The 26,451-nt window shown below is 48.3% G+C and carries 24 protein-coding genes; 9 read left to right on the forward strand and 15 right to left on the reverse strand.

Features of this window, described 5'->3' with window-relative positions:
* Window positions 1-36: 36 nt before the first annotated feature.
* The 6 genes from porE to N2K84_RS10755 form a co-directional block, all read right to left on the reverse strand.
* On the reverse strand, window positions 37-2,037 hold the full coding sequence (gene porE / locus N2K84_RS10730) for a PorE family type IX secretion system protein (protein ID WP_282591810.1): 2,001 nt from the start codon (window positions 2,035-2,037) through the stop codon (window positions 37-39).
* A gap of 378 nt (window positions 2,038-2,415) precedes the next feature.
* Entirely contained in the window at window positions 2,416-2,928 is a 513-nt protein-coding gene (tpx, locus tag N2K84_RS10735) for a thiol peroxidase (RefSeq protein WP_282591811.1), read from the reverse strand.
* A 336-nt stretch (window positions 2,929-3,264) separates the two neighbouring features.
* On the reverse strand, window positions 3,265-4,809 hold the full coding sequence (locus N2K84_RS10740; RefSeq protein WP_282591812.1) for a RagB/SusD family nutrient uptake outer membrane protein: 1,545 nt from the start codon (window positions 4,807-4,809) through the stop codon (window positions 3,265-3,267).
* Window positions 4,810-4,832: 23 nt separating this feature from the next.
* Window positions 4,833-8,081, reverse strand: a complete 3,249-nt coding sequence (locus N2K84_RS10745) for a TonB-dependent receptor (RefSeq protein ID WP_282591813.1) — start codon at window positions 8,079-8,081, stop codon at window positions 4,833-4,835.
* 155 nt (window positions 8,082-8,236) lie between these two features.
* Window positions 8,237-9,433 carry a FecR family protein gene (locus tag N2K84_RS10750; RefSeq protein ID WP_282591814.1) on the reverse strand — a complete coding sequence of 399 codons (1,197 nt, stop codon included), beginning with the start codon at window positions 9,431-9,433 and terminating at the stop codon, window positions 8,237-8,239.
* 66 nt (window positions 9,434-9,499) lie between these two features.
* On the reverse strand, window positions 9,500-10,126 hold the full coding sequence (locus N2K84_RS10755; protein ID WP_282591815.1) for an RNA polymerase sigma factor: 627 nt from the start codon (window positions 10,124-10,126) through the stop codon (window positions 9,500-9,502).
* A 283-nt stretch (window positions 10,127-10,409) separates the two neighbouring features.
* Between N2K84_RS10755 and N2K84_RS10760 the strand changes: the two genes are divergently transcribed.
* The 4 genes from N2K84_RS10760 (at window position 10,410) to N2K84_RS10775 (ending at window position 14,180) form a co-directional block, all read left to right on the forward strand.
* Window positions 10,410-11,246, forward strand: coding sequence for a UDP-2,3-diacylglucosamine diphosphatase (locus tag N2K84_RS10760; RefSeq protein WP_282591816.1), 837 nt, complete (start codon window positions 10,410-10,412; stop codon window positions 11,244-11,246).
* Window positions 11,247-11,280: 34 nt separating this feature from the next.
* Complete coding sequence (locus N2K84_RS10765) at window positions 11,281-12,381, forward strand: glycosyltransferase family protein (RefSeq protein ID WP_282591817.1); 1,101 nt, start codon at window positions 11,281-11,283, stop codon at window positions 12,379-12,381.
* Window positions 12,382-12,419: 38 nt separating this feature from the next.
* Complete coding sequence (locus tag N2K84_RS10770; protein WP_282591818.1) at window positions 12,420-12,965, forward strand: SRPBCC family protein; 546 nt, start codon at window positions 12,420-12,422, stop codon at window positions 12,963-12,965.
* A 213-nt stretch (window positions 12,966-13,178) separates the two neighbouring features.
* Window positions 13,179-14,180: an SRPBCC family protein gene (locus N2K84_RS10775; protein ID WP_282591819.1), complete on the forward strand. Its 1,002-nt coding sequence runs from the start codon at window positions 13,179-13,181 to the stop codon at window positions 14,178-14,180.
* 14 nt (window positions 14,181-14,194) lie between these two features.
* Here N2K84_RS10775 and N2K84_RS10780 read toward each other — a convergent pair whose 3' ends face one another.
* The 6 genes from N2K84_RS10780 to crtD are packed head-to-tail and all read right to left on the reverse strand — an operon-like array spanning window position 14,195 to window position 19,413.
* Complete coding sequence (locus N2K84_RS10780; RefSeq protein ID WP_282591820.1) at window positions 14,195-14,935, reverse strand: tetratricopeptide repeat protein; 741 nt, start codon at window positions 14,933-14,935, stop codon at window positions 14,195-14,197.
* Window positions 14,908-16,011, reverse strand: a complete 1,104-nt coding sequence (locus tag N2K84_RS10785) for a glycosyltransferase family 2 protein (protein ID WP_282591821.1) — start codon at window positions 16,009-16,011, stop codon at window positions 14,908-14,910. Before N2K84_RS10785 ends, N2K84_RS10780 begins: the two co-directional genes overlap by 28 nt.
* Entirely contained in the window at window positions 16,004-16,549 is a 546-nt protein-coding gene (locus N2K84_RS10790) for a lysophospholipid acyltransferase family protein (protein WP_282591822.1), read from the reverse strand. Before N2K84_RS10790 ends, N2K84_RS10785 begins: the two co-directional genes overlap by 8 nt.
* A gap of 59 nt (window positions 16,550-16,608) precedes the next feature.
* Entirely contained in the window at window positions 16,609-17,304 is a 696-nt protein-coding gene (locus N2K84_RS10795) for a fatty acid desaturase (protein WP_282591823.1), read from the reverse strand.
* Between the two features lies 1 nt (window position 17,305).
* The gene (locus tag N2K84_RS10800; protein ID WP_282591824.1) at window positions 17,306-17,947 is read right to left on the reverse strand and encodes a carotenoid biosynthesis protein; all 642 of its coding nucleotides are present in this window, start codon (window positions 17,945-17,947) and stop codon (window positions 17,306-17,308) included.
* Window positions 17,944-19,413, reverse strand: coding sequence for a 1-hydroxycarotenoid 3,4-desaturase CrtD (gene crtD, locus N2K84_RS10805; protein ID WP_282591825.1), 1,470 nt, complete (start codon window positions 19,411-19,413; stop codon window positions 17,944-17,946). The genes N2K84_RS10800 and crtD overlap by 4 nt, the downstream gene beginning before the upstream one ends.
* Before the next feature lie 107 nt (window positions 19,414-19,520).
* Here crtD and N2K84_RS10810 point away from each other — a divergent pair, with 107 nt between their 5' ends.
* From N2K84_RS10810 to N2K84_RS10820, 3 genes are read left to right on the forward strand one after another with little or no spacing between them, the layout of a single operon-like run.
* Complete coding sequence (locus N2K84_RS10810) at window positions 19,521-21,011, forward strand: phytoene desaturase family protein (protein ID WP_282591826.1); 1,491 nt, start codon at window positions 19,521-19,523, stop codon at window positions 21,009-21,011.
* On the forward strand, window positions 20,989-21,822 hold the full coding sequence (locus N2K84_RS10815) for a phytoene/squalene synthase family protein (RefSeq protein WP_282591827.1): 834 nt from the start codon (window positions 20,989-20,991) through the stop codon (window positions 21,820-21,822). The genes N2K84_RS10810 and N2K84_RS10815 overlap by 23 nt, the downstream gene beginning before the upstream one ends.
* Window positions 21,823-22,512 carry a lycopene cyclase domain-containing protein gene (locus N2K84_RS10820; RefSeq protein ID WP_282591828.1) on the forward strand — a complete coding sequence of 230 codons (690 nt, stop codon included), beginning with the start codon at window positions 21,823-21,825 and terminating at the stop codon, window positions 22,510-22,512. It begins immediately after the preceding gene.
* 152 nt (window positions 22,513-22,664) lie between these two features.
* Here N2K84_RS10820 and N2K84_RS10825 read toward each other — a convergent pair whose 3' ends face one another.
* Together N2K84_RS10825 and N2K84_RS10830 are read right to left on the reverse strand one after the other, a co-directional pair.
* Window positions 22,665-23,186 carry a NanQ anomerase/TabA/YiaL family protein gene (locus N2K84_RS10825; RefSeq protein ID WP_282591829.1) on the reverse strand — a complete coding sequence of 174 codons (522 nt, stop codon included), beginning with the start codon at window positions 23,184-23,186 and terminating at the stop codon, window positions 22,665-22,667.
* A gap of 255 nt (window positions 23,187-23,441) precedes the next feature.
* Window positions 23,442-24,032, reverse strand: a complete 591-nt coding sequence (locus N2K84_RS10830) for a hypothetical protein (RefSeq protein ID WP_282591830.1) — start codon at window positions 24,030-24,032, stop codon at window positions 23,442-23,444.
* 240 nt (window positions 24,033-24,272) lie between these two features.
* Between N2K84_RS10830 and N2K84_RS10835 the strand changes: the two genes are divergently transcribed.
* Window positions 24,273-24,962 carry a 2-phosphosulfolactate phosphatase gene (locus N2K84_RS10835; protein WP_282591831.1) on the forward strand — a complete coding sequence of 230 codons (690 nt, stop codon included), beginning with the start codon at window positions 24,273-24,275 and terminating at the stop codon, window positions 24,960-24,962.
* A 35-nt stretch (window positions 24,963-24,997) separates the two neighbouring features.
* Window positions 24,998-26,167, forward strand: coding sequence for a MalY/PatB family protein (locus tag N2K84_RS10840; RefSeq protein WP_282591832.1), 1,170 nt, complete (start codon window positions 24,998-25,000; stop codon window positions 26,165-26,167).
* A 34-nt stretch (window positions 26,168-26,201) separates the two neighbouring features.
* Here the strand turns inward: N2K84_RS10840 and atpC are convergent, their stop codons facing one another.
* Entirely contained in the window at window positions 26,202-26,444 is a 243-nt protein-coding gene (atpC, locus tag N2K84_RS10845; RefSeq protein WP_282591833.1) for an ATP synthase F1 subunit epsilon, read from the reverse strand.
* Between the last annotated feature and the right edge of the window lie 7 nt (window positions 26,445-26,451).

Below are 26,451 nucleotides of genomic sequence, written 5' to 3' on the forward strand. Positions count from 1 at the left end.
CGACAAAAAAACACGAGAGCTGGGGAGATCTCAAATTTATTCGCCGGGCTCGGGAGCAAAGCTTTCCTGGAAGTCGGTTGACAGCACCCGGAACTCGGTGCGCCGGTTGATGGCTTTGGCAATTTCCTGCTGCTCGGGTGTCAGCCCGTTGATGAAGGCCTCGGTGAGCTCGTCGTTTCGTTTCAGGAAATCGTGTTGACGGGCCAGCTCGCGGGTTACTTTTTTGGGCCAGGTTTCGCCGTAACCTTTGGCTACCAGCCGGTCCGGGTTGATGCCCTGTTCAATCAGGTAATCCACCACCGATTGGGCCCGCTGTTGCGAAAGGGTGAAATTAAACGGGTCGGAGCCCACATGGTCGGTGTGCGCCATCAGCTCGATGGTGATTGTGGGGTTCAGTTCGAGCAGTTGCACCAGGCTGTCGAGGGCCGCGCGGGAGCCCGGCGTTAAATCAGCCGAGCCAAATTCGTAGTTGATGTTGTTCACACGGATGGGCGCATCGGTGGGGGTGAGGTACAAATCCACGCGGAAATCTTTGCTGTCTTCCAGCCCAATGGTTGTTTCGCGGGCTTTGTCGTTGAGGTAGCCATCGCGGAAAGCGGCAAACACATATTCGGTTTCGGGGTTCAGCTTCAGCTGGAATTTGCCTCCGTCGGCACGCATGCGCAAGTTGGTTCCGTCGGTGCCGATGATGCGAATGCGTGCCCCGTCGATACGCTGGCCGGTTTCCTTATCAAAGATTTCGCCTGCCGCGCGGAATACCTTGGGGGGCAGGTAAAACGAATAAACATCGTCTCTGCGCGACCCTTTGCGGTTCGAAGCGAACAATCCGCGATGGTCTTCCGAGTTGATGAAAGCCATGCCAAAATCGTCGCCCGGCGAGTTGACGGGCGCTTTCAGGTTTTGCACGCGCCACAGCCCCTCTTCATCTTTCGAAGCCATAAAAACATCGAGCCCGCCCATACCCATGTGGTGATCCGACGAGAAATACAGGTTGCCGTCGCGATCAACCGTGGGGAACACTTCGTTGCCGGTGGTGTTGATTTTGTCGCCCAGGTTTACCGGGCGCGAGAAGTTCGAGCCTTCCTTTTGTGCCATCCAGATATCTTTTTGTCCGTAGCCTCCGGGACGGTCGGACACGAAATACAGCGTGTTGCCGTCGGGAGACAAGGCCGGGTGGGCCGCCATCAGGCTATCGCCTCCCAGCTGGAGCAGGATGGGTTCCGACCAGTCGCCGCGCGACATTTTGGCCAGAAACAGCTCGGCGTTCATATCTTTTGTCCGGTCGTAACGGCAGCGGGTAAATAGCATTTGGTCGCCCAGAGGTGTAAGCGTGGCAGCCCCTTCTTCGTCGGGGGTGTTGATGATACCCGACTCGTCGATCAGCAGCGGAGGGGACCACTTTTGTCTTTGCACCTGAAACTCGGACCGGTACAGGTCGGCATACAGGGCGCCGGTAATCGAACTTTGCCGTTTGCTGGTTCCTCCTTCGCGGGTGGAGGTAAGCAGAATTTCGTTGTCGCGCCCGCCCACGAACACCGGAGAGAAGTCGTGGTATTTCGAGTTGAGCTCGCGCACCGGGTTCACGATGTAGCGGCTGGGTTTTTTCTCCCACTCCGGAATGTAGCGGCAGGCATCCAACCCGTTGATGGCCTGCACATCGCCGGGAACAGAATCGAGGTATTGCTGATAAACTTCGACTGCCTCGTCAAACTTCTGGGTAGCCCGCAGGCAGTCGGCATAATGCAGCAAAGCCTTCAGATCGGGATAGCCGCGCCGGATGGCGTTTTTGTACCAGATGGCAGCTCGGGCGTATTCGCCGGTTTTGCGGTAAGCGTCGGCCGACAGGAAGGCCATCTCTCTTCGATGCTGCGGGTCCTGGTCTTTGCGGTAAGCCCTTCGGAACTGTTCTGTGGCGCGGTAATATTCGCCAATTTCGTAGGCCGACAAAGCCGACTGGTAAGTTTTACGCGCCGAGCAAGCTCCAAGCACAAGCAGGAGGGCAAACAGACCAACAACAGCTGAAAACGGATGCTTCATGAATTCCGGCGTATTAGGGCATTAAAAGTAGACAATTTTGTTTGTTCTGAAAAAACGCACCAACAAAAGAAAAAGTATTCTTAGGACGATTTCGTTCATCTTTTGACCGACTTCAATCCTCTTTTTTTGATTTCATTCCTCTTTTTTGCGACTGCAGTCGTCTTTTTTGACTTCAGTTCTCTTTTTGTTGACTTAATTCTTTTTTTTTCGATCCGAGTCATCTTTTTACCGAATTCAGTTCATTTAAATCGACCCGAGTCGTTTTTGAAGTGGGCAGTGGTACTTCCGAAGTACCCCCCACCCCCAACTGATTTTCACTTAAGCAAACAGGCCACTCCAACCGGAGCAGCCTGTTTTTGCAAATCTCTAACCTTTATGTTACAACAATTCTTTCACAACCTTAATCGCGGCTTCGTAATCGGGTTCGGTGGTTACTTCGGGCACATACTCCACGTATTTCACAATTCCGTCTTTGTCAACAATCACGGTTCCGCGGGCCAGCAGGCGTAGCTCTTTGATCAGGAAGCCGTATTTAGTGCCAAAATCTACGTCTTTGTGATCCGACAGGGTAATCACCTTGTCGAGTCCTTCGGCAGCGCAGAAGCGGCTTTGGGCAAAGGGCAGGTCGCACGAGACCGACAGGATGACGGCATCGCCCAAATTAGATGCTTCGGCATTGAAACGGCGGTTTTGGGCCTGGCACACACCCGTGTCAATCGACGGGTAAATGGCCAGAACGCGCACCTTCCCGTCATAATCCGACAGCTTCACCGGCGCCAATCCGGCGCTCAGCACGGTAAAGTCGGGGGCTTTGTCGCCTACTTTTATTTCCTCGCCCAACAGGGTCAACGGGTTTCCTTTGAAGGTAATTTTTCCGGTAGTCTCTTTCATTTTGATTCGATTTTTTGTTTTTCGGTAATTACAACAACCGGAATGAGTTCTGGTTTAAAAAAAGAAGCGAACGATTCTTCAAAACGAAAAAACGCCGGACAGAACACCAGGGGGTAAGAAAAAGATCCCGAAACAAGTTCGGGAAGACTTCGTTACAGGTGGTTAACTCACTTGCATTGAAAGCGAAACCGCTGTCGTATGCAGACAGCGGTCATTATTCGCAATTGCTCAAAACCCTGCTGGTCCTGAGGTTTCGTTGAATTCAGGTTGAAAAGAATGCAGCCGCTCCAAGCGGCAGCGGCTGGCATTCAATCATGGGTCAATAGGTCGCGGTTATTAATATCCTGGATTTTGGATCAGGTTTTCGTTCACATCAACAGCTGAAGTAGGCAGTGGGAACAGTTTTTTCGTGGCATCGGTTACCGGTTTTTCCTGGTAGGCGTCGGTGAATTTGCCAAAGCGGATCAGGTCCTGACGGCGCAAGCCTTCCCAATACAGCTCGTAGCCGCGTTCATTCAGAATGTCGTCCAGCGTTAGTGAAGTGAGTGCAGGTAATGTTTTGCCGGCAGCGCTTCGTTTCGAGCGCAGGTAGTTGATGTCGTCCAGGGCGCCGTCTTCATCCCCGTTCCTGAATTTAGCCTCGGCGCGAACCAGGTATATATCCGAGATGCGCATGATGGGCACATCATTGGGCGATGAGAACTGACGTTCGGTAGCCGGATTGGGCGCAAACTTCACCACGCGGATACCGGCGTTCTCAGCCGAACTCGCCAGGTTTATTTCCGGCACAAAGATCAACGGGTTGCCATTGCGTTGTTTAAGAGCCGTTCCGTCCAGCCCGTACTGCTGCCCGTGTAAAAAGCCTTGGTTGAATCCGGTCTGGCTTTTAATGCGGTCATCGTAAAAACGGGCATCATTTTCCATGTCCCAGGTTTGGAAGAACGTTGAGGTGGTTGACGGCCCGTTCCAGGTACTGGTGATGTTGCCAAATACCTGCGAATAGTGCAGGGTGAAATTCACCCAAACACTGCCGCTGCCCATGTCCACATTGTCGTCCATCGGAACGCGCAGGATAAATTCGGGATGTTCGGCCACGTCTTTCTGAAACATGGTCCAGTAGTCGTCGGCCACGGTGTACACGCTCGAATTGATCAACTGGTCGCAATAGGTAATGGCATCGGCCCATTTGGCTTCGCCGGCATACACTTCGTAGTTCAGGTAAATTTTGGCAAGAAGGGCCTGGGCCGCGCCCACGGTTACCCGTTCGGAACCCACTTCGGCCTTTGTTTTCAGGTTGGGCATAATGGCTTTGATTTCTTCAATGATGAAATCAGTAGCAGCTTTCCTGTTCATCACCATGGGCGAAACTGAAAAATCCAGCTCATCGGCTTCGCGGTAGGGAACCTGGCCAAACAAATCGGTGATCAGGTACATGTAGTAAGCACGCAGGAAGCGGGCTTCGTTGATGTATTGCTCGGTAGTGGCTGTTTGCGGAAATTGCCCGATGTAGTAAATGGCGGTGTTTGCCCGCGAAACGCCTTGGCTGAGTGCATCCCAAACGTTTTTCATCCGAATGTGGTCGGCAGTCCAGGTGTGCAGGTGAAGCTCTCTCCAAGCGCCGTTATCGTCCCAGTCGGTGCCACGTGTCGGGATGATGACTTCATCGGTCGAGACTTCCTGCAAAGCCCAGTAGTCGTACCACTCAATGGTACGGCGCAGGCTTCCGTATGGCGGGTTGATCAGCGCATCGATGTTTTGCGGGTTATTGACCAGTTCGGCCCCCAGTTGTTCGTCCAGTACAGTTTCTTCCAGATCGGTGCACCCAACGGTGCCCAACAGTCCCAGTATGGTGAAGAATAAAATAAATTTATATGGTTTCATCTTTTTTCGGATTTAGGTTCTGATTAAAATTGAAGGTTTAAACCAAAGGTGAAGGTCCTCGGTTTCGGATAGGCCGTATAGTCGATCCCCATTGAGGGCACACCATTTTCGTCGGCAGCCACATTCACTTCCGGGTCGTAGCCGGTGTAGTCGGTAAACAGCAGCAGGTTGTTGCCGGTGACATACACGCGGGCGCTGTTCAGCCAATTGATCGCTTTTGTGTTGATGGTGTAGCCCACAGTCACGTTGGCCAGGCGCAGGAACGAGCCGTCTTCGATAAAACGGGACGAGAAGGCGTTCGAGTTATCGGGGCTTTCGTTGGATTCGAGCACAGATTTGAGTACGTTGTTCCCTTTGTCCAGAGGGCCTTTCAGGAACAAGGCGTTGGCCGTGTTGTTGTAAACGACATTTCCTTGTGAGCCGTACCAAAACATACTGACATCAAAGCGTTTGTATTTCAGTTTTGAGCTTAAGCTGTAGGTGTAGTCGGGCAAAGCCGAACCCAACGATTCTTTCACTTCAACACCGTCTGCATCTTTTTTGTAAATGCTCATGCCATTGCTGTCCAAACCTTCCCAAACCATGCCGTAAAATGTGCCCACCGGTTCGTTGTTGGTGATAATCTGCACGCGGGTGCCCGAGAGGCCCTGCCCGCTGGCATTTCCGGTTTCAATCAGTTTAACCGGTAAATCCTTCACTTCATTTTTGATATAAGCGATGTTGAATCCAAGGTCCCAGGTCAGATCGTTTTGGTCGATCAACAAACCATTCAGGCCAAGTTCGATCCCGTTGTTGACGATTTTCAGATCGGGGACATTCTGCATTTGAGTTGCTGTTGCTGCCGGTGCTTTGGAATACACTTCCAACAACACATCCTTTGTTGATTTATTGAATAGATCAATTGTTCCGGAGAGCCTGTTTTCAAAGAAACCAAAATCAATCCCAAGATTGCTTTGCAGGGTGGTTTCCCATTGTATTTCGGGATTTGGCGTTCTGATAAAAGTGATTCCCGGGCTAAGTACTCCATTGAAATATCCATTCGCCGAAGGGGTTGTTCCAACAGCCAGCAATGATAGTTTATTGCCGATCTCCTGGTTGCCGGTCAATCCCCATCCCAAACGTAGTTTCAGGTTGCTCAATTTGCCAGTTCCTTGCAGGAAATCTTCTTCGGATACCCTCCAGGCAAAAGCGGCAGACGGAAAGAAACCATATTTATTGCTTTCGCCAAATTTGGAAGAACCATCGAAACGTCCGGTGAAGGTGAACATATACTTGTTTTTATAGCTGTAATTAACACGTCCGAAGAAGGATTGCAGTTCGTTTTCGTAGGCAGAAGAGTTAACCGTAGCGGATGAAAAATTACCGTATTGCAAGTTGTCGGTATATTTGATTTCATCAACTTCAAATCCATTCACGTTCATTTCGGTAGTGCTCACTTTGAAGAACTGGTAGGCATGACCAGCCAGAAAGTTGAAGGAATGCTCATTGATTTCTTTCAAGTAGGTAATGTAGTTTTCGATCAAACGGCTACTTGCTTTAATGCCATTAATATCGGCTTCGCCCTTATTGGCCAGGTAACTCAGTTGTTTGTCCTGATTTACGCGGCGTTCGGCCACGGTGCGGTCAAAACCTACATTTAGCTTGTATTTCAGGTTTTTAATGATTTCGTATTCTGCCGACATGTTAGAGATAATCCGGTCGGTTTGGGTTTCGTCATCCACCAAATTAAGCATGGCTGCCGGGTTTCGCTGGTCTTTGGCATGTTGATAGTATGTCCCGTCCGGGTTGAATATCGGATAAGTCGGGTTCGATTTTAAAGCCGTCAAGATTAGGTCGCCCTCATAGCCCGAGCCGCTTTGTTCGGTAATCGGTGCGCGAAAATCCGTTGTATGCGAGGCAATCAAACTTCCGGTCAGGTTTAGTTTGCCGTCGAATGCCTTTTGGGTGACATTGATTTTTCCGTTCAGTTTTTCCTGTCCGGTTGTTTTCACGATCCCTTCCTGGTCGAGGTAACCCATCGAGGCATGATAGGTAAAGTTCTCGGTGCCTCCGCCATACGACAGGTTGTGGCTCTGGGTAATGCCTGTGGCGTAAATTTCATCCTGCCAGTCGATGCTGGCCCCTTTGTCCAACAGCTTGGTGCCATCGGCCTTGGTGTACGAGCGGAATTCATCAGCGGTCAGGATGTCCAGTTTCTCCCGTATTTGCGAAATACCGGTATAGCCGTCATAGGTGAGGGTACCCTTACCTTGTTTTCCTTTTTTGGTGGTGATGATTACCACCCCGTTGGCTCCACGGGCTCCGTAAATGGCCGTTGACGAGGCGTCTTTCAGGATGTCAATCGACTCGATGTCTTCCGGATTGAGGAAGCTGATCGGGTTTTTGGTGGCGCCGCTGCCATAACCGGCTGCGCCCCCGCCGGTTGGGGTAACATCGGCATTGTCTAAAGGAATGCCGTCAACCACGTACAACGGTTCCTGTCCCGAACGGATGGAGTTGGACCCACGAATCCGGACCGACATGCCGGTGCCGGGTTCACCACTGTTTTGGGTGATGTTTACCCCCGAAATACGGCCCTGCATCATTTCGATGGGCGAAGTGGCCACGGCCTTGTTCATATCTTCTTCGGTCAAACGGCTCATCGCGCCGGTGAGGTCGCTTTTGCGCTGAACACCATAACCCACCGCCACAATTTCATCCAGCTCCAGCACATCTTCGTTCAGCTGTACATTGAATACTCTTTGTGTTCCGATAGCCAGTTCCTGTGTTTGAAACCCGACGAACGAGAACTGCAACGTCTTGCCGCCCTCCGGTATGGTGAGCGTAAAACTGCCGTTAAAATCGGTGATGGTGCCCACAGTGGTACCAACAACCAGCACGGTAACGCCCGGCAAAGGTTCGCCGGCCACGTCAACCACTTTCCCTCTAATTTCGTTGTCTGGCTGTTGGGCCGCAGCTAATCGACTGAGGTCTTCGCGTTGGGTGATGACAATTTGCCGGTCTTTAATTTCGTAGCCGAGTTTGGTGCCGGCAAACAATTGGTCCAGCACTTTCTCAACCGGTGAGTTTTTCACGATAATGCTTACCTCCTCGGATACATCAACCAAATCGTCAGAATAAACGATGATAAATTCGCTATTCTGTTCAATTTCGTTAAAAACCTGCTTGATGGTGGTATTTCTCAGGTTGAGGGAAAACTTCGTGTTTTGCGAGTAGCTGCCGCCGACAGCCGTGAAAACACTCATCAGAAGTAGGACAACAGATAACCTCATAACAAGGAACATTTTTTTGAACCTTTCATTTGGAAGAAAGGTCCGTGCATAAAACATTTTTTTCATAAATTTGAAACGTTTAGTTTAACGACTAATAAAACCCATGGTTTTGACCGGTAAGTGCCGCTACACTTTCCGGTTTTTTTTATGGTTTCTTATTTTCTTACGATCACAAAATCACCGTTGCTCTTCTTGGTCCAGTCAATGGGTACAGTCAGTTTAATGATATTCAGCACCTCTTCCGGACTTCCTTTCAGGTCGAGCTTACCGGAGATGAGATAGCCTCCCGCCAGAGGGTCTTTCATCTCTATTTGAATATTGTAATACCGTTCTACTTTCTTGATCACGCGAACCAAATCTTCGCGGTCGGTTTTCAGGATGCCGTCTTTCCACGACGTGTACATGCTCACATCTACTGTCTTGATATTGGCCACGCCGTCTTCCTTGTTCAGACTGATCTTTTGGTTGGGCTTCAGGATGACTTCCTCGCCGGAATGAGCAAACTTTTTACTCACCACTTCCAGTGCCACGCTGCCTTCTTCCAGGATGGTTTCCACCACCGGGTCTTCCGGGTAGGCCGATACGTCAAAACGGGTGCCCAACACTTTCACATGCATATCGGCTGTGCGCACAATAAAGGGTTTGCTGGGATTTTTGGCCACATCAAAATAGGCCTCGCCAATCAGCACCACTTCGCGTTTTTTCCGTTGGAAGGTGGACGGATAAATCAACTGGCTACCGGCATTCAGCCAAACCAGTGTTCCGTCCGAAAGCTGGATCATCGATTTCTTGCCGTAGGGAATGATGACCTTGTTCATCACCTCGCGGCCTGTTACCTGATTTTGCCGGATGGTATCGTTATTCACGATCAGCTGGTTACCGGAGCTGTTGTACGAAATTTCAGACTCTTTCTTTTCGAGCGAGATTTCCGATCCGTCGGACAGGATGATTTTGGCCTCGCTGCTGGTGGTCACCGGAACCGAAGCCAAGTCGAAATGGGTTTGCTCCCGGCTTTCATACAGATAATAACTGATGCCGCCTGCCAGGAAAACCACCAGTAAGATGGCGGCATACTTGAGGATATTCAGCCAGCGTGAGGTTGCCGGATTGTGGAGAGTTTTCAGGATGTTGTTCCAGATGTCGTAAGTTTCATCCAAACTCAGTCGTTCCCGTTCGTGCTGAAACATGCCAAACACAATCTTGGCCTCATCGATCGCGTGTTTCTTTTCGGGATGCTGCTGCAGGAAAGCATTCCAATAGTTGTCCTGTTCTTCTGTGGGGTCGATCAGCCATTGGATGAATGAATCATCCGCTAAAAAATCCTCGGTAGTGTATTTCGTGTATTTGTCCATTTCAATCAAGTTCTGCTCACAAAAGGCACGAACCCGATTTCTGTTGATACGATTTGAAGGGATTTTTTACTGCTGTAAAACACCTTTCCCGGTTTTTCGGAAGATGCAGAGCAAAATCTGGCTGAAATAATTGGTCTTCCCGGCTAAAATTTCACGCAGTTTGCTGATGGCCCGGTGGATGAGCGCCCGTGCCGATTGATAATTCAGGTTGAGAATCACCGCGATTTCCTTGTAATCCATGCCTCGGGTAAACCGCAGGTAGATGGCTTCCTTTTGCCTGGCGGTGAGTGACTCGATGGCCGAAATCAACGCCTTTTTTTGTTCATCGGACAGTTCAAATTCCGTGTGGTCGAAACTTTGCAGGAAAGAAATCTCAAACCGTCCACTGTTGTCCGGGTCAATCTCCCGGTATTTCAGGCTTTTTTGGATTTCGCGCACCAGTTGGCGTTTGAGCGCTTTGAACAGGTAAAGCTGGATATTGTCGGTGGGGGACAGCGATTGACGGTTCCGGATGATGGTGCAAAAAACATCCTGGATGCAATCCTTCACCAGGCTATGGTCGGGCGTGATTTTACTTCCATAATCATACAACGCGTTTACATATCTCAGGTAAATGAGAGATAACACCTGATCATTTCCATGAAGAAATTTGGTCCAGAGTTCGTGGTCGTTTCCCTTGGAATGTTCAATCATTGGATGTTGGTTAGTTTAGTTGAGCGAAATTAATACAAGTTTCCGTTCAAAATGTCCGAAGCCCAAATGCTGTTCAACAAATGTTTTTCAGACGTGGCTTTCCGTGTTGGCGGCCAAGACCGTGAAAAGGCAGTCAATTATTTCATGTTGAGTTAACTTAGTTCAGAAATAATTCACAAACAAACAGGTTTTCAGACCGTTTTGATAGACTTTTATTGATTTTGGCGTAACTGCCGCTTAATAGAGGTTCGGCAACTTTACCGGTGAATAACTGAAGAAATTTATGAAAGCCAGAAAGCTGGAAGTAGCTGTCATATCCGATCTCCACCTTGCCACTCATGCCTGTAAAGCCAAAAATGTGCTGAAATATCTCAAGTCGATCAATCCCGGTATTCTTGTGCTGAACGGCGACATCATCGACTCGTGGCGCTTTAGCCGGAACTATTTTCCCAAATCGCACCTGAAGGTGGTGCGTCAGCTGATCAAGATGCTCGAAAAAGGTGCTCACATTTTCTACATTACCGGCAATCACGATGAGTTTTTGCGCAAGTTCAACCAAACGCGGATGGGTAACCTGAAAATTGTGAACCAACTCATATTAGAACTTGACGGCAAAAAAACCTGGATCATCCACGGCGACATTTTCGACCACATCATTCACCAGGCCAAATGGCTGGCAAAATTTGGCGCTGCTACTTACGGCTTGCTTACCATCATCAACAAGGCGATAAACCTTTTTTTCAGTCTTTTCGGAAAAAAGGAAATCCTGATTTATAAAAGCATAAAAAAACGGTTGGTACGCGAAAAGCCTCACCTGTCGCGTTTTGAAAATGCGGTTTGCAGGGTGGCATCCGAGCGCGACTACCAAACGGTCATTTGCGGGCATACGCATGTTCCGCGCGACAAGCAAATGCTGAATGAAACCGGAACGGTTCGTTATATCAACTGCGGCGACTGGGTGGAGCACCTCACCGCCGCCGAATACAACGATGGCAAGTGGTCGTTGGTCCACTTTGCGGATGATGAAGATGAAAACATGGCCGACGAACCCGATATCCCGGACAAAAAGCAACTGTACCAGTCGCTCTTCCGCGAACTGGCCATTGCCAATATGTTATGAACGATGTCAATCTTAACTATTACAATCACAATTTATGCAAAATAAACGACTGAAAATTCTTTATGCCATCCAGGGTACCGGAAACGGTCACCTGGCCCGGGCCACCGAAATTGTTCCCCTGCTGAAACAAATGGCCGATACCGATGTGTTGGTGAGTGGCATTCAGGGAGACATCCAATTGCCTTTTCGGGTGGATTACCAATTGTATGGCATCAGTTTTATTTTCGGAAAGAAAGGGGGCGTGAGCATCCGCGAAACGTTGATGAAATTGAAACCCTGGCGTTTCCTGCGCGACCTGATGAAACTGCCCGTTCATAAGTACGACCTGGTGTTGTGCGATTTTGAGCCGGTTTCGGCCTGGGCCTGCCGCTTGAAGGGCAAACCATGCATCGGGCTGAGCCACCAGAATGCGGTGTTGCACCCACTGGCCCCTAAACCGAAGAAAACCGATTGGTCGGGCCGTTTCATCCTAAAACATTACGCACCGGCCAAGGCGAAATACGGCTTTCATTTTTCATCGCTCGACGAAAATAATTTTACACCCGTGATCCGCCCCGCCATCCGACAGGCCCGTCCAACGGATAAAGGTCATTACACGGTTTACCTGCCCGCCTACAGTAACGAAGAAATTGAGACTGCTTTGTCGGCTTTCCCGCAAATACGCTGGGAAGTTTTTTCGAAGCACAGTCGTGAAACCTATCAAAAAGGCCATATTCTTTTTCGTCCGGTTTCTTTGGATGGTTTCAGCGAATCGTTTGTCAATTGCCGGGGCATTCTCTGTACAGCGGGTTTCGAAACCCCGGCTGAGGCTATTTACATGGGTAAAAAACTCTGCGTCATTCCCATGAAAAACCAATACGAGCAGGCCTGCAATGCTGCTTTTCTGGAAAGTATGGGTATTCCGGTGCTGCCGTCACTTCAGGGTCAAACCGAGGCCATTGGTCGCTGGCTGAAAAAGCCCGTAGCGCTGAAAATTAATTATCCTGACGAAACAGCTGCTATCCTGAAACGAACCATTCTGAACCAGCTTGAAAAATCCGGAGGGAAGGTTGAGGTCAACCAACTTTTAACGGAGACCTCTACGACGAAAAACGTGATTCACCGAAAGTCAGAAAAGTTACTATCTGCTTTGTAAACCCGAAAATGAAACAGATTCAACCAAACCTAATGGATATGAAAACCCGAATTACGATCGTCATTTTGTTTTTGTTCATTTCGGGCACCTTGTTGCTTCCGCGAATGGTCAGCTTTGAACGAAAAATAGCCATTGAGGCTCCGCAGGAAGTTGTCTTCAACCAAGTGAACGACCTGTGTAGCTGGGGAAAATGGTCAGGGTTGACCCCGAACTGCCCGGCTGACGAAGTCAACTATTTGAATGCCGGCCCCGGCTGTTTGGCTGGCTACAGCTGGGAAACCTCAGCTCAAACCCGCAAAGTGGTCGTTACGGCTGCTGCACCTTGCGACTCGGTGTTGGTTGTGATGGACTTTATGCGTCACAGTCACGCAACCACCTGTTTTCGCTTTACCGAGGAAAACGGTACTACAACAGTGATCTGGCAGATGGAGGCCGATTTGGGCAACAATCCGCTCAGCAGATTGTCGGGTTTATTTTTTAACCACTTGCTTGGTCCCGACCTGGAACGTGGGCTCAAAAAACTGAAAAAAATGACCGAAGCCGAAGCAGTGCACCGACAACAAATTGCCGGACGGCAAAACTAAACCCGGCCTTTTCTGAGAAATGACTTTTATCATAAAGATGGAAGGTCATCTGTTGATTTAATTTTTTCTGCGAAAAGAGAAAGAAGATTTGTTCTCAGGTTTGGTTGATGTTGATAATCAGAAATAAAACTGTTAACTTGACGCAAAATCGCGTTGCGGCGGTTTTACGTTTCGAATCAAGTTTTCAAGTATCAACATCAAAAATGAAATGAAATGAGAACCCTGATAAGACTGCTGGCTGCACTATTTTCCGTAGTTCTTTTCCTGCTCATCGTTGCCTACTTTCTTCCGCGTGAGGTTCAACTCGAACGAAGTATCAGCATACATGCCCCGGCCCGGGTCGTGTTCAACCAGGTTAACGACTTATATTCCTGGGACAAATGGTCGGTTTGGAACCAGTTGGACCCGGAGATGGAAATTACCTACCAGAACGGAGGCATTGGTGAAAGGGCAGTCTACTCGTGGAAAAGCAGCCATCCGAAAGTTGGCGATGGAAAGCTTACAATTACCGGCTCATCGCCCTATGATTCAATTCGGTTGAAGCTGGAATTCGGGGAGGAGTCACCTTCGGAAAGCTGGTTTCGTTTTTCGGAAGAAGATGAACAAACCACTGTCGTTTGGGGATTTGGCGCGGATATGGGGATGAACCCGATTGCTCGTTGGATGGGGCTTTTCATCAACCGCATGGTAGGGCCCGACTTCGAAAGAGGACTACAGAACCTGAAAACTGTTTCCGAAATTATCGTACAGGAAGGACGTCCGATTGTGGAGCTTGTCACGCTGCCGGCATTCAACTACGTCAGCCTGCGGAAAACGGTAAGCCTGGAGGATATTTCCGATGAAATGGGACAGATGTACGGAAAACTTACCCGGCACATCGACAGTCACCAGCTGATGATGGTGGACATGCCGTACTCCGTCTATCATAAAATCGACAATGGCGTAGTTGACCTGGAGGCAGGTATCCCGATTGACCGTATCACCGAACCTGCAGGTGATATCCTGGCCGGAAATCGGGAAGCTGGCAACTATGCCCAGGCTGACCACATCGGCTCCTACGAAACGCTGGGCGAGACGCACGAGTTTATTCAGCAATGGATAACCGGTCATCATTTCACGATCAGCGGCGGGCCTATGGAAAAATACCTGACGGATCCGCAATCGGAACCCAACCCGGAAAAATGGATTACAGCCATTTATTATCCACTAAACTGATGCCGGAAACCGGTTTAACGAATGATGTCAGCGGGAAGGAAATCGTCGAGCCAAGGTAGTCTTCCATACTGGTTTTCCAGGTTTTGACGGGTTTGCCGGTAAAGTTGCTGTTGTCCGGTTTCGTAGTAGCCTTTCATGATAAAAACTTCGGTTAACACGATCAGGTAGTTGCACTTTACCGTATCATGGCCGAAAAGGATCAGCGCCTTTTTGTAGGCGAGTATCGCTTGTTTCTTGTCGCCGCCAAAAAGGGCCGGGCGGTTATACAACGAATTTCCCTCTTCGAGCCAGGCTGTGGGTTCCTCCGGATTTAGGCTGATGGCACGTTGTATGGCCGACTCTACCTTGGGCCCCAGAAAAGGGGCTTTGTACATCGTCAAGCCAATTTCGAAAGCCTGAAAAGCAGCTTTCAGACTATACAGACGGGCATCTTGCGGGTGTTTCTCCAATAACGGGTCCAACTTTGAACGGGCATCCTGCAATACGTTTTTGATTTTCGACTTCTGGTTGGTCCCAAAATAATAGCCAATGAGTCCATAGCGGGCTTGCAGGGCAACCAGCATCCAGTCCAGCTCTTTCGGGTGATTGGCTTCGATTTCCTCAGCCCATTCCAGCCACGGTTCCATATCTCCTTCCAGGTAGGCGTGGAAGTAACGGCAGCGGTAATCCTTCAGGTTTTGTGCCGGTGCAACAAAATTCAGCATGACAAGGATAACGGTAAGCAGTTTTAAATATTTATGGAACGACCTTTCCATTTTCCGGTATGATTGATTGCTAGACAAATATTATGGATCATGACGTGCGTAAAGAAAAACATGTTGAGCGGATGAAAGAGCAAGCTCGTACATACTGACTGGCGACTTGCCCAGGCCACCAAAAGGCGGTTAAGAAGTAAAATGAACAGATAAACGATAAAACCGGCAAGGCCAAACGATAGAAAAATGACGGCCGGAGCAGTCATCAACCCCAGCCAGAAAAGAACCATCAACAGTCGGCTGCCCAGAAAAAATTCATGCACATTGCGCGAGAACCCTTGCAGCCCTTCCTGGTAGCTGGTGTACATACGGCAATAAACATCCTGGTTGCCGAGTAAAACCGCCACCCGTTTCCCGGCCTGTTTCATCCGGCGTACTATCCAGATATCTTCCACATGCTTGTCTTTCACCTGCTCATGCCACTGATTTTCGTGATATTCCGTGGCGGAAAATAGCATAAATTGTCCGTTGGCTGCGGCAAATAGTGGGTTTTTCATATTCAGGACGAAAGGGAGCGGCAATAAATTCAGTAAGGCCCAGTTCATGAACGGAACACTGACCTTTTCGGCTGTCGTTTGCATTTTTTGTTGCGGAAAGATGGACAATAAAGTCAACCGGTGCGACCGAAAATAGGCCAGCGCCTTTTGAAGTGCTTGCGGCGAGAGGGAAATATCGGCATCTACAAACAACAGGTAATCACCGCTGGCTTTTTGAGCTAACTGATGGCAAGCGAAATTTTTGCCAGTCCAGGATGGCGGCAGCGGTTCGCCCCGGAAAAAGCGGAGGCGACTGTCTTTGGATTGCCACTCTTGCAACAGGCTTGCAGTTTTATCAGTTGACTGGTCGTCGCATACCCATATCTCAACGTTGGGATAATCCAATTTCAGTAGAGAATGCAGCAGCCGGGGAAGGTTCTTCTCCTCATTTCGTGCAGGAACCAGGATGGATACGCGGGCGAGATCAACTTTCGTTGCTTCGCTCAGGTATGGCCGGCTGACTGCATTAACCAGGGCGATCAGTGTGCGGACGATCAGAAAACCCAGTAAGAACCAGGAAAGCAGAATCAAGTCATTCATGTTGTTTGTTTATGCATTGTTCCTGAAAAATCCGGTAGGCTGTTTCCAGATCAGTGGCAGAAGTTTCTCCCTCATAGTGGCGCAAGAAAAATCGGACGGCGGGTTTGGACCGGCTGAAATAATCGACCAGAGCCAGGCAAAAGTAAACCTGAACGGGTGTATTGGCTTGGTTAATAATACTGGAAGCGCCTTTTTTAAACCGAACCGGATGCACGTGTTGCGACTGGATTTCGCCTTGCGGATACAGGCAAACCAAGTTTTGCGGGCCATCCAGCAAACGGGCCGCATACTGCACTGATTGCAGAACATCGTGCGATTCGGGCCGAACCGAAAAAGCACCGCACCAATTGATGAACATGCGCTTACGCAGCTGTTCTTCCAGCATCATGACATGAAATTTCTTTTTGAAAAAATGCTGGCTCAGATAGTACGACCAGTAGCCGTCCCACCAGCTAAAATGATTTTGCAGCAACAGGACCGGCTTTCCGGGGTCGGGTTCATCTCCTTCGATGGAAATCCCGCGAAAATGCATCTTCATTTTCAGTCGAAAATATAGATCGAAGAACCAAAGAGCCAGACGATGGTGACGGGCAGCAATCATAGGCCAACCTCCTGTTTGCGTTTGTCTTTTTCGCGGTATAATCGCCACCACGGCACACGCGGCATTTCGTGGTGTTCCCAGTGATAGCCAAAAAAATAGCAGCTCAGCATGGCCCACCAGTGCGGTCCGCTTTGGCTTCGTGCGCGATGGGGCTCCATATTTTCCTGATGTGGTTTGCGGTGGGGCAGGTACGTTCCAACAAAAAACAGCTGAAAGGTGGCCAGCACAGCCGGCACGATCCAAAATACAATCAGGCTGGCCGTGTCGAACCAAATCTTCAATACATTGAAAGCAACAGCCATAAACAGAAACTGCCAGATGGTGGCATATCGTTTAAGGAAAACAAACCACCAAGCCAGAAAATTTTGCGACTGCACGTAATAGTCGGGGTCTCTTTCGCTGGCCGGATACAGGTGGTGTTGATAGTGGTTGGTTCGCAGTTTTTGGTACGACAGGCCTGCAAACAAGAGCGATGAGATCCATCCGACGATGGTGTTCACCGGCAGGCGTTTGCTCACCAAACCGTGCATGGCATCGTGCCCGGTAATGAACAAGCCGGTGTATAAATAGGCTTGCAGCAACACATGCACATACATCCATCCCGACGTGAGGGCAACCGGTACCAGGAGCAGGCTGTACAACAGGTGTGCAGCCCAACAAAGAAAAACTAGAATGGCAATAAGTATTCCCATGCTATATTGGTTTTAAGATGAAATTCAATACGAGAAAAAACAGGAATTGGATCAGCAAAATCCAGACCGCTAGTTTGTTTCTCAGTTTTACCTTTAAAAAGTACATCATCGCAAAGATCAGGCACGAAATCAGGTACCAATCCAAATAGTTCTTCAGCGGAATTTGTTCGTCGGCCCACTGCCACATATTCAGCGATATGGCCACGGGTTCCATTACAAAATCAAACAGTACCATTATCAGGGCACCGGCAAAGGGCATCAGTTTTCCCAGATTAAGTGGCGACAGCAAGACATAAACGCCATACGCCAGCACCAGCCAGTTGATGCCAATCAGAAGCGGTGTTTGCAGTAGTTTTGGCCCCAGTACAGGCCCGTACCAGTAATGGCCAAACAGCCACTGCGTTTGTACGCCAATGAGTTCGGCAACAAATCCGATGAGGGCAATGCTTGTTAAAATAAGTGTCGTCTTCGTATCCCAACCTTCATGCGCCCATAGCAGCATGGCCAACGTGAGCAGCAGGTTAAATGGGGTGAGCCAGACAAACAGGTTGTAACTCCAATTCATCGAAAATCCGGCGATTCCGACCAGATAGAGGAGTACCAGCACCAGCTTCAGTCGTTTTGTGATGTCAGTCTTATTCATTTTTTTTCAGTTAACTGTTCTTCAACGATTTCGGCAACAATGTTGGCAGACGAGAGACACAACGGAATACCGCCGCCCGGATGAACGGTGCCTCCCACAAAATAAAGACCGGCGATATCGCTCCTGAAATTCGGGTGACGGTTGAAGGCTGAAAACGGACTATTGGAACTTGGCCCGTACATGGCTCCCTGAAACGAACCGGTAAGCTCCTCAATCGTTACAGGATCCAGGATTCTTTCAAATAGGATCTGATTTTCAATTTCTTGATTCAGTATCCGTTGCAGCTTTTTTAATATGTTTTGCCTTGTTCTTTGCCGAAGTTTCTCCCAATTTTGTCCCGCAGCCTCCGGTGCATTTACCATCACGAACCAGTTTCCCATATCAGCTGGTGCATCAGCCAGGTTTTCTTTACTACTGATAAAAACGTAAACGGTTGGATCGTTCGTGATGGTCTTCTGTTCGAACAGACACGAAAATTCGTGCCGGTAATCCTGGCTGAAAAAGATATTGTGCAGCTCCAGTTCCGGAAAACGCTTTTTCATTCCCCAATAGAAAATGAGGGCCGAGGATGACCGTTCTGTACGCTCCATTTTCTTTAGCCGCCTGGAATCGGGTAACAACGTTCTGTAAAAATGATGAATGTCCACATCGCTGACAACCAGGTTGTAGCTGCGATTTTCACCCTTCACCCGCAGCCCGGAAACACTTTTCTTCCCTGCGATTACCGACTCCACCGGGGTGTGGTAGAAAAACCGGACGCCTAACCGATTGGCCTGAGCCAGCAGCGCTTCCACAATCTGGTACATGCCGCCAGCCGGGAAATAGGCCCCCAGGTTATGCTCCAGATGCGAAATCACACTCAGTGTGCCGGGGGTTTTGTAGGGGTTGGACCCATTGTACGTGGCGTACCGGTCGAACAGCTGAATGATCCGCGGATCGCCAAATGTCTTTTGGTTTAAGCCATGCAGGGTAGATAACGGTTTCAGCCGGAAAGCTTGAAGCGCACGACCCAGGTTGGGCCAGGTAAATAGTTTGCGAAACCGGTGAATGGAATTGAAGATGAAGATGGGCGCCGTCAGCCGGTAAATTTGTGCCGCTTGCTTCAGGTAGCGCAGAACCCGTTTTGCCGGGACTTGTGTTTTTTGTTCCACTTCGGTTGCAAACTTTTCCACATCGGCAAATGCAGAAAGCCGGGTGCCGTCGTCAAAAAAATATTGGGTTACCACATCGAGTTTGCGATAACGAAAACGAAGGTCTTCGTCCAGCAGTTCGTCCAGCAGGTGCGGTAAGGTAAACAAGGAGGGGCCGGTATCAAAGCGAAAACCGTCCTGCCGAAACTCATTCAGCTTTCCTCCAGCTCTTGCGGATTGTTCAAATACCTCAACCTGGTATCCCAACCTGGCCAACCGGATGGCAGCAGCCAAGCCTCCTATTCCGGCTCCTATTATTCCTGCTTTTAGCTTCATGGTTCCAGCAATTTCGTAAATTTATTTAGGCGGTGAAAAAAAATGATCATCTACTTAAAACATTTTCCGCCTTATTTGTTTAATGAACTAGCATATTTATTAAACACATGAAGAAAAAAGTCTTAATAATCGGCACCGGTTTGGCGGGTTTGTCAACTGCCCTGCGACTTTCAACCGATGGTTACGAGGTGGAAATGATCGAAAAATATCATCGCCCCGGTGGCCGTCTGAATCTACTCGAAAAGAACGGATTTAAATTCGACATGGCCCCTACTTTTTTCAGCATGAGTTACGAGTTTAAGGAATTGGCTGAGTATTGCCGCATGCCTATGCCATTTGAGTTTGTTGAGCTTGATCCGCTGTATGCTGTTCACTTTGAGGGTGATTCGCGAAGTTATTTGATCTATAAAAACCTAAAGAAGCTGGCCGCCGAGTTTCAATCGGTAGAACCAGATATGGAAAGGAAAGTGGCCCGTTTCCTGAAAGCCGCAGGCGAAATTTTTCACGACACTGAAAATATTGTTATCAAGCAGAATTTCGACAGTCTGTTTTCCTACCTGCTTCAGCTTACTCGTGTTCCGATTAAGCATGGCCCCAAAATGTTTTATTCGATGTGGCGCGAGATGGAGAAAAACTTCGACTCGTTTGAGGTGAAAGTAATTTTTTCGCTGGTTGGTTTCTTTTTGGGTGCCACGCCGTTTGACACACCGGCTGTTTATTCCATGCTGAATTACACCGAGCTGGTACACGACGGGTATCACAATGTAAAAGGCGGCATGTATAAGATTGTAGAGGGCATGGTGGCTGAACTCGATAAACGCGGCGTAAAAATGCACTTTGGCGTTGAGGTAGATCGTTTCGAGAAAAATCATTCGGGAATTTCAGCATTCGTGGATAAGACCGGAAAGCGCTGGGATGCAGATCTGTTTGTGGTAAATGCCGATGCAGCTTCTTTTCGGGGGCAGGTGATGGGTCGTCCCAAGTTCTCTCCCGAAAAGCTTGACAGCAAAAAGTGGACGCTGGCCCCGCTGACCATCTATCTGGGCTTGGATACCAAGGTCAAAAACATGTATCACCACAATTATTTCCTGCGCCGGAATTTTAAAGAGTATGCCCATAAAATATTCAAAAACAGCATTAAGCTGGACAAGCCTTACTATTACGTCAACATCCAGTCGATGCACAATCCTGATTATGCCCCCGAAGGAAAAGAAAGCGTTTTCATTTTGTGTCCGGTGCCCGATTTGCGCTATAAAAGCGACTGGAGCGATGCCGAAGAGATTGCCGATGCCATTGTGAAAGATATGGGCGAACGTACAGGCTTCGATTTTGCGGCCCACACAGAAACCCGCATCGTGTATCACCCCAAACATTGGGAAAGCATGTTTAACCTGTACCGCGGCAGTGGTCTCGGTCTGGCGCACGACCTGAACCAGGTTGGCGGATTTCGTCCGGCCAATAAAGATGAAGAATTTAATAACCTATACTACACCGGCGCTTCCACCATCCCGGGAACCGGATTGCCCATGACCGTTATCAGCTCACGATTAGTAACCGAACGAATACATAAAGACCATGGACATCTATCGAAAAAATAACCTGGATTGCAGTCGGATCACGACTCAGAATTATAGCACGTCCTTTTCACTGGGCGTGCGGATGTTGAACCGGAAATATCGGTCGGGCATCTACAGTATCTATGGCTTTGTTCGCTATGCCGACGAAATTGTGGACACCTTTTTCGATCAGGACCAGCAGCTGATTTTTGACGAGTTCAAACAGGAGACCTTCAAAGCCATCGAACGGGGTTTCAGCATCAATCCCATTCTCGACAGCTTCCAGGATGCCGTGCGGCGATATGGTATCGACAGGGAATTGATTGACGCTTTTCTGCTGAGCATGGAGATGGATCTGAATCAAAAAAGCTATGATCCCGAATTGCTTAAAAAGTATATTTACGGATCGGCTGAAGTGGTTGGGCTGATGTGCCTGAGTGTTTTCTATTTTGAAGAACCTGAAAAATACAGGCACCTGGTGGCGCCGGCCCGCAAACTGGGGGCTGCCTTCCAGAAGGTGAATTTCCTGCGCGATGCCCGAGATGATTTCGAATACAAAGGTCGCATTTATTTCCAGGACATTGACTTCAATCATTTCGACCAGGCATCGAAACAAAAAATCGAACGCGAAATTGAACAGGATTTTAAAGAGGCTTTCCAGGGTATAAAAGCCCTCAAAAAGCAAGTGCGGTTTGGAGTTTACCTGGCGTATATATACTACCTGCGCCTGTTTAGGAAGATCAAGCGCGCACAGCCTTCTCATATATTAAAGCAACGTTACCGGGTTTCCAATCCCAAAAAGATGTATCTTTTGGCCAATGCATATTTTAGAAATGCTTTAAATATCTTTTAAATGGAATGCAAACAGTTGACCTATGCCGGCTTGTTGCTGGGCACGATTTTGATTCCCCTGGCACTGAGTTTCGATAAAAAGGTGCATTTTTTCACCCGGTGGAAATATATTTTCCCGGCTATCCTGATCCCGGCAGTCTTGTTTTTGCTTTGGGATGTGAAATTTACCGAAGCCAGCATCTGGAGTTTCAATCCGGATTATTTAATAGGCATTCATTTCCACGGTTTGCCATTGGAAGAATGGTTGTTTTTTATCGTCATCCCATACGCCAGCCTGTTTATTTACGAGGTGCTCAAAACGTATTTTCCGAAGATTGAGTTTCCAAACCTTTTTGTCGCGTTCAGCTTGGTTTTGATAATTGCTTTTGCGGTTTTAAGCCTGACGCATCGGGAGCAGTATTACACTTTTTTCAATTTTCTGTTTGCCGCTGTATATTTGGGCTACACTGTTTTTCGGAACCGCTTCAAACAACACCTGACCAAGTTTTACGCAACTTTTCTGATTTCGATGCTTCCCTTTTTGATCGTTAACGGAGTTTTAACCGGTCTGCCTGTGGTTGAGTACCATCCCGACCATATCCTGAACATCCGCATTTTGACGATTCCCGTTGAGGATGCCGGATATTTTTTTCTGCTTTTGCTGATGAACACCACCATCTACGAAAACTTGAAGGAACAACGGTATTACTGAAAGCAGGCTTTCGCCATAGCCTCCAGCAGGAGATGTCGATTTTGAGAATTGGCGTTGGCGGCTTTTCGTTGTGTTGGATGAAAGTCCCTGATCCGGCGCTTGCCGGACAGGGTTTTCTTACTGGTCAATGATCTTTTTTTTAAAGGAATGCTTTATGCTGAAACAGCAATTTTTACCACTACTTTTTTTACCGGTTTCGATTCGCCAACCAGAATGGACGGACGGTGTACATCGGTAGGGAAGAACAGGAAAAAAGCTTCGGGTGTGGCCGTAAAATAATCGCCCTCATTTTCACCGTAAAAAATCAGGTCTTTGGTCTCGTTGTATTCTTCTGGATTGGCAACTTTTTCGAGTGGCAGGACGCCCATTTTTTCTTCACCCGAAATAACATATTGCAGGTCGATGTACTTTTTATGTGCCTCCCATTTGGCATTTTCGGGCAGCTTGGTTTGGTATTCCGAAACCATGGCAAAGGCTAAATCACCGGCCAGCGGGTATTTGCCAACTTCCAGGGCTGACAAATCTTGTTTTAGAAATTGAAATACCGATTTCCATACGTCTGGCCTGGCCTGGTATTGTTTGTGAAACTCTTTTACATCAACGGATTCGTGTGCTTTGACTGAAATTCCTTCGGCCCATTCACCTTGGTTAAACCATTCTTTTTCGTTGCTCATATCTTTCATTTTAGATGATTTGTGAGAAACAAAATTAAGGATAATTGCGCGAATTCACGGACAAGAACTCTGCTAACCGGTAAGCAAAAAGAGCCGAGGAAGAAAAAATGACTGTAAGGGGAGTGGAAACCGCGTGGCATTTCTTGATCTTGAAGATGCTAGTCGGGCTGAAGAACTGGGAGTAGGCAAACATGCAGGCACAAAAAAATGCGGTATCTTTTTGAGATCCGCATTGGAAAAAGAAGTAGAAGTAACTTACTTTACTTCTACTGTATAATCGAAAACGTCGTTTCCGGCAGCCAATACTACCTGGTAATTTCCATTTTTCAATTTAGAGAGGTTCAGGCCTTCATTTACAGAGAAAGAATTTTCCAATGCTTTGGTGTAAATGAGATTGCTCCCTTCGTAGATCATCAGGTTCACTTTTTCACCCGGGTAGTTCAGGTAAGCTACTCGCAGTACATCTTCGTTGTATGTGAAAACGGGATCAACCACATTTTTCAGTTTGCCAACGTTGATGGCTTTGTTTCCTACGCTGAATTCGCGTTCGCTTGCAGCTCCGTCAATACTTACTACCAGTTTGTAGTCACCGGCTTCCATTTTCGAGAAATCGTAAACTTTGCGGTAATCTGTCAAGCTGCCCTCAGTTTCCTTGTAGTAAATCATTTCACCGTTTGCATTTTCAATGCTGATTTCGAATTTGCTTTCGGCATTGTTCGAGATAGCTACTACAGCGCGGTCTGCTGTTAACGGAAGGATGTCGACACGGAGGTTTCCGGTGGCCATGGCCATGTTTGCCAGAATTGTTAAAGCAAACATCATTGTTAAAGTTCTAATTGTTTTCATAGTTTTGACTTATTAAAAGTTCAACATTAATTACACTACAAATATAAGATGCTTTAAAACATATGCTGTAAAACACACGTTAAGCCTAGGTTAATTTTGTGTTGTCCAACATATAGAAGAAAACTATTGCTATATAGAGTGGAAAATGGTCAGTGTTTTAGCGTGTTGTGGAAGTAGAGTTGATAGTTATCAAGAACTGTACCAACAAGAATATGTACATGTTAAATTAATCTCAAATTAATGGAAATACAAATCCTGCAATTATTGAATGGAGCACGCCAGGCCGAAGGGTTGACCGTGATTATTGATGTGTTCCGGGCATTTTCGGTGGCCTGTTATGCCTATCAGAATGGTGTCCGGCGGATTTATCCGGTGGGCGATATCGAACAGGCGTACCGCCTGAAAGAGGAAAATCCGGACTTTATCCTGGTGGGCGAGCGCAACGAGAAAAAACCCGAAGGTTTCGACTTCGGTAACTCGCCTTCGCAATTGCTGACCGGCCGGCTCGATGGAAAAACGATGGTGCACACCACCAGCTCCGGCACGCAGGGCATTGCCAATGCTACCCGCGCCGACGGGATCATTACCGGCAGCTTTGTAAACGCCGGCGCCATCATCCGGTATATTGAAAAGCAACAGCCCGAAAAGCTTTCGTTGGTGTGTATGGGGTATGCTTGTTCGTACCCAACGGATGAGGATACCTTTTTGGCTGAATACCTGAAGGCGAAGCTCGAAGGCCAACCGGTTGACTTTGAGGCAATGGTGGAAATACTCCGTGCCGGGGCAGGTGCCCGTTTCTTTGCTCCCGAAAAGCAAGAATGGGCGCCGGCAGCCGATTTTGACTTGTGCCTAAGCCTGAACCGCTTTGATTTCGTCTTGAAAGTGGAACAGGAAGAGGGACGCAATTATTTAAGAAAAATAGATTGTTGAAAGGTAAAAACTCAATTATTGGAGAAATAGACCAGATGAAATATAATTTTGATGAGCAGGTTCCGAGGGAAGGAACCAACAGCTTGAAATACGATGCCCGCCTGAATTTTTTCGGAAAGGAGGATGTGCTGCCGCTGTGGGTAGCCGACATGGACTTCAAAACCCCTGACTTTATTATTAATGCTATAAAAGAACGACTGAACCACGAAATTTTAGGTTATACCTTTCGCCCCGATTCTTATTACGAGGCGATTATTCACTGGATGAAAGAGCGCCATGGCTGGACGGTAGAAAAGGAGTGGATTTCTTTCTCCCCGGGAGTGGTTGCCGGTTTAACGCTGGCCATCGAAACCTTCTCCAATCCGGGCGACGAAGTGGTTGTGCAGCCGCCGGTTTATTTTCCGTTTTTCGACTCGGTAAAGTCAACCGGCAGACAATTGCTGGAGAATCCGCTGACGCTGGTGGATGGCCGTTATACGTTCGATTTGGATGACCTGGAACGAAAGATCACTCCGAAAACCAAGCTGTTGCTCTTGTGCAACCCGCAAAACCCGGGTGGAATGGTCTGGACAAAGGGGGAACTGACTGCTTTGGCAAGCCTTTGCATGAAGCACAAGATCCTGATCATTTCGGATGAGATTCATTCCGACCTAATTTTTGAAGGGCACAAACATATTCCACTGCCCACGCTTTCAGATGAAATTGCCCAAAACTGTGTGGTCTGCATGGCGCCCAGCAAAACATTCAACGTGGCTGGACTGACTACCTCCTTTGTGATCATTCCCAATAAGCGGCATTTTGCCCGGTACGAACGTACGTTGAGGATTCCGCACCTGCATATGGGAAATATTTTTGGGACTGTCGCACTGGAGGCCGCCTATAAGCATGGGGCCGACTGGGTGGATCAGCTGGTTGTTTATTTGGAAGAAAATTACCGTTTTCTGGAAACTTGGCTGAAGGAGAATTTACCACAGGTAGTCCCGATGAAACCGGAAGCCACCTACCTGGCATGGCTCGATTTTTCAGCCTTGGTGATGGCGGATGACGAGCTGAACAGCAAGCTGCTTGAAGCCGGTGTTGGCATGAACCGTGGTGTCCAGTTTGGCACAGGTGGTGCGGGCTACATGCGCATTAATTTGGGCTGCACCCGGGCCATGTTACAGCAGGCGCTGGAGCGGATGGTTGTGTTGAAAGAAGAAAAGTGATTGAAAAGACGGATGCTTTTTGGATAGGCCGGACCTAAGCAGGTTCGGCCAGCACAATAATACGCTCGTTTTTTGACTCCACAACGCCGCCGCCAATTTCAATATACAGCATGCGTTTGCTGCGTTCGATTACCCGGATACGCCCTTTATCAAGGGTGGAAATAATCGGTGCGTGTTTTTTCAGGATTTCAAAAAGGCCTTTGGTGCCGGGAAGTTGAACCGAGTCCACTTCGCCGGCATATAATTTTTTTTCGGGTGTAAGGATTTCAAGAAACATAGGCTGC

This window comes from Gaoshiqia sediminis, from assembly GCF_025907915.1.
GTDB classification, from domain to species: Bacteria; Bacteroidota; Bacteroidia; order Bacteroidales; family Prolixibacteraceae; genus Gaoshiqia; species Gaoshiqia sediminis.